The organism is Desulfobacter sp. (genome assembly GCF_050177295.1).
Genome location: NZ_JBFXHE010000396.1, coordinates 1 through 4,133 on the forward strand (window position 1 = coordinate 1; position 4,133 = coordinate 4,133).

Consider the following 4,133-nt stretch of genomic DNA (forward strand, 5'->3'; position numbering starts at 1 on the left):
CATCTGTTACCGGACTGGACTTTTCCTTTGGCATGCTGGCCCTTGGCAAAAGAAAACTGAACTGCCCCGGGGGCCGGGCCATTGCCCTTGTCAACGGTGACGCGTTGAACCTGCCCGTAAAAAATCAGCAGTTTGACGCCGGTTTCATGGCCTTTGGCATCCGCAATATCATGAACCGGACAGGGGCCATGAAAGAATTTTACCGCACCCTGAAACCGGGCGGCAGAATCATCATTCTGGAGCTGACCACACCCCAAAAGGGAATTATGCGCAGGCTTTACCTTTTGTATTTTCAAAAAATATTGCCGTTAATCGGCTCTTTTTTTTCAAAACACAGCAGTGCTTACGCTTATCTGCCTGAATCCGTATTAAAATTCCCCGATCCCGTATCTTTTGCTGACCAGATGAAAACGGCAGGGTTCAAGGCGATCCGGTTCAAGGAGATGACCCTGGGCATTGTCACTCTCTTTGTGGGTATAAAGCTGTAACCTGCTACGATTACAGTCTGTCTTGACAATGATCCCGGCATACTTTATAAACGGTCTTCAAAAATAATTTAGAATAAAAACTTGGAAATGAAAAAATTTCTTTTTAACACCATTGAAGGCCGGGTCCTTGTGACCGGCTTTTTGCTTACTGTCCTGTTTTTTGTTCTTGTTATCATTGGTCTGGTCCAGGACGTGCCTGGTGCAAAGATTGCTTTTGTGGTGTTCATTACCCACTGTGTGGGCAGCCGGGCCGGAGGCATCGGCCTATGCATACTCAATGGCTTCAGCCCTGTTTCCACAATTGTCCTGAATTTTTATCTGGAATGCCTGATTGTCTGCTATACCTATGCAGGCTTTGTTCTAAGCACCAACGGTATATTCAAAGCGGCCTGGGTACGAAGATTCATGGACAAACTCAGGGAAAAGGCTGAGGAGAAAAAAGAAAAAATAGAACGCTGGGGCTGGATCGGCGTATTTACCTTTGTGATGGCCCCCCTGCCTGTCACAGGCCCTGTGGTGGGCACCATCATCGGTTATATGCTCAGGATGCGTCTGTTCAGCAATTTCAGTGCAGCGGGCCTTGGTACCCTGACAGCCATAGTGGCCTGGTGCTATGGGTTTGATTTTCTTGAGCACCGGTTTGCAATGCTCCAGTATGTTTTTGCCGCCATCTGTGTACTCATCATCATCCCCTACCTGAAACCATTGAAAAAATTCATTGATTACCTGCGCCAGGAGAGTGATGAATAGCGGGGTAAATCAGGCGCGCATAAATTTTGCCGGCTTATGGATTTATCAATGTCTTTAACACATCTTCCTTGCCCACAATACCGACCACTTTACCATCCTGGACCACGGGAATGGTGTGAAAATGTTTTTCAACCATCAGCGCTGCAATGTCGCTGACCGGTGTGTCCGGTGTGACAGTGACAGGATCGACAACCATGGCCTGGGCCACGGTGCTGGCGGCTATTTTTTTCATTTCCTGTTCCAATTTCTTAGATGAAGACAAAGGAATAATGCCGTCCAAAAATGTGAGGATGGGGGGCAGGGAAATATTTTTCTGCTGGAAAATGAGATCACTCTGGCACAAAATCCCCTTGAGCATACCATCCCCATCCACCACGGGTACACCGTTTATGTGGTTATTTAAAAGAATTTCCACGGCCCGGGTGATGTCGGTTTCCGGGGTTATGGAGATGACTTCTTTTTCCATGATGTCCATAGCTGTTTTCATTTTTGCCCTTCCTGTATTAAGCACGGTTTAATATTTTTAATATACCCTTGGTAAAAAAACCGCAATTATTCTTATTCATTTCATGTTTCCACCCCAAGTGCAACCGGTTTGATCTTCTCATCTCCCTGGTCTGCGGGGCGGAGCGTGAAAATTATTGAAAATTTTATCCTGTTTTGTTAATAGTCTGTACTTACTTTTAACCCCCCAAAAAAAACAGAAAATGTTATGTCAAAATCCATTGGAATTGATTTAGGAACCACCAACTCGGCATCCGGTATCAAAAAGGTGCATGTTGAAATAATACCCAACCGTGAGGGAGACACCATAACCCCATCCTGTGTATGCATAAAAAACAATAAAATTAGAGACCTGCTGAACCGGCCTAAATTTGTTGTGGGAAAGCACGCCCTGGAATGGATCAAACAGGAGCCGGCCAGCACCATCACAGCGGTGAAACGGTTAATGGGCAGAAGTATTACCAATCCGGAAGTTCAAAAACTCATCAATGACCCAAGACACGCCTTCATTATTGCCAGCCAGTCCAAGGGCACTGATAACAGCCTGGTGATCCGCATAGGGAATAAGGAATTTTCCCCTGAAGAGATTTCATCCCAAATTCTTAAAAAAATTCGGGAAGATGCGGAAAAAAGTCTTGGGGATAAGGTGGAATATGCCGTGATCACCGTGCCCGCCTATTTTAACGATAAACAGAAGCATGCCACAAGAACCGCGGCGGCCCTGGCCGGCATTAAAGTTCAAAGGCTGCTTTCCGAACCTACTGCGGCGGCAATTTCCTTTGGGGTGGACCAGGTGAATGAGGATGATGCCAAGACGGTTTTGGTATTTGATTTTGGCGGCGGAACCTTTGACCTGTCTGTTCTTACAATCAGTGGCGGGCAATTTATAGAACAGGGCAAAGGCGGCAATATGTGGCTCGGCGGAGAGGATATTGACCGGAAACTGGAAGAATATGTTTTACAGGAAACCGCCCGTGAATATGGAATTGATGATATTGCCGGAATGATCGCTGAGCAGGATTCTGGGGTAAAAAACCGTTTTCTGGGAGAACTTAAGGCCGCTGTTGAACAAGCCAAAATTAAGCTCAGCGATGAGCAGGAAGCCTATATCGAACTTTTGGGCCTGCTGAAGGATGCCGACGGCGACCTTTTGGATGTGGACGTCATTCTGACCCGGGAAACCTTTGAAGAGCTGATCCGGCCTGCGGTGCAAAATACCCTGGCCCTGGTCCAAAAGCTGCTCGATGATATTCATTTCTCGCCGGATCTTATAGACAATGTGCTGATGGTGGGCGGCAGTTCAAAAATTCCATGCATTATCAAGGCAATGGAAGATATGTTCGGCAAAGAAAAAGTGATGCTCCATGACCGGCCCATGCTGGCTGTTGCCGAGGGCGCGGCCATTTTAAGCCACCGGCTTTCCGAGAATTATGAATGTCCGGGATGCGGATGCATTGTCGGGCAGTCAGACACAATTTGCAGCCATTGCGGATTCGACCTTGAAAAGCATACCATAGACCAGGGCGTATTCAACATTGTCCATGCTGCAGCCCATGACTACTATGTTGCCCTTGACAATGGAGAACGCTACCTGTTTGTGGAAAAAAATACCCCTTTGCCCTGTGAACAAGAGGAAGTGTTCAGGCTTGTGGGCGCCTATCAGAAATTGATTCATATGAAATTTTTCAATATCGTCAATGATGCAGAGGAATCCATTGGCGATTTCTGGCTGAGTATTGATGCGGAGGCCATCCGGGAGTACCGGTCCAATTCGGATCAAAAGGAATCTGATACGCCTTTCAGTATCGCGGTAACCCTGAAAATAGATGAAAACAATATTGTCGAGGTTTCAGGCGCGTTGACACAGCTTCCGGACGTTGCTTTAAGTAAAACCCTGTCCAGGGGCAAGGCAGACGAAAAGCTGTTTATGGAACTTGAAGCCATGATTGATGAAGCCAATGCAAAAAAATCCGATAGTTATGCCGTGGAGGAGCTGACCCTCAGAAGTGCGGATATAGTAAAGGATATCCACAATGTTCTCCATGAAACCACCGGAGAGGTCATAGAAACGGCTTACACCCTGGCAAAGAGGAAGCTTGACAAGGCAAAACAGCTATTTGACGAGAACATACTCTGCTATTCGCTGATTTATTACGCCGAAAGTGTACGAGATGAATTTTCCTGGGTTTTGACCGGTGAAGAACAGTCAGAGCTTGAAAAAAAGATTAAGCACCTGCAAGCCATGAACCGGACAGGCACCTATGAACAGAACATTGATGCCTTTGACGATCTGAACGATTTTCTTAATACCTTCCCCTTAATCAACCTGCTGATGGATATAAGCAAGGCCGGCGAATTGTGTGAAACCCATGATCCCAAAAAATCCGCAGC

At 46.6% G+C, this 4,133-nt stretch carries 4 protein-coding genes; 3 read left to right on the forward strand and 1 reads right to left on the reverse strand.

The features are described from left to right. Positions 1-488, forward strand: a 488-nt coding sequence (locus tag AB7U36_RS19755; RefSeq protein ID WP_428161352.1) for a ubiquinone/menaquinone biosynthesis methyltransferase, incomplete at its 5' end; no start/stop codon positions are given. Positions 489-575: 87 nt separating this feature from the next. Next, positions 576-1,238 carry a small multi-drug export protein gene (locus AB7U36_RS19760; RefSeq protein ID WP_428161353.1) on the forward strand — a complete coding sequence of 221 codons (663 nt, stop codon included), beginning with the start codon at positions 576-578 and terminating at the stop codon, positions 1,236-1,238. A 34-nt stretch (positions 1,239-1,272) separates the two neighbouring features. Here AB7U36_RS19760 and AB7U36_RS19765 read toward each other — a convergent pair whose 3' ends face one another. Beyond that, the gene (locus AB7U36_RS19765; protein WP_428161354.1) at positions 1,273-1,725 is read right to left on the reverse strand and encodes a CBS domain-containing protein; all 453 of its coding nucleotides are present in this window, start codon (positions 1,723-1,725) and stop codon (positions 1,273-1,275) included. Positions 1,726-1,950: 225 nt separating this feature from the next. Between AB7U36_RS19765 and AB7U36_RS19770 the strand changes: the two genes are divergently transcribed. After that, positions 1,951-4,133 (forward strand): Hsp70 family protein (locus AB7U36_RS19770; protein WP_428161355.1); only part of this gene is annotated, 2,183 nt, incomplete at its 3' end.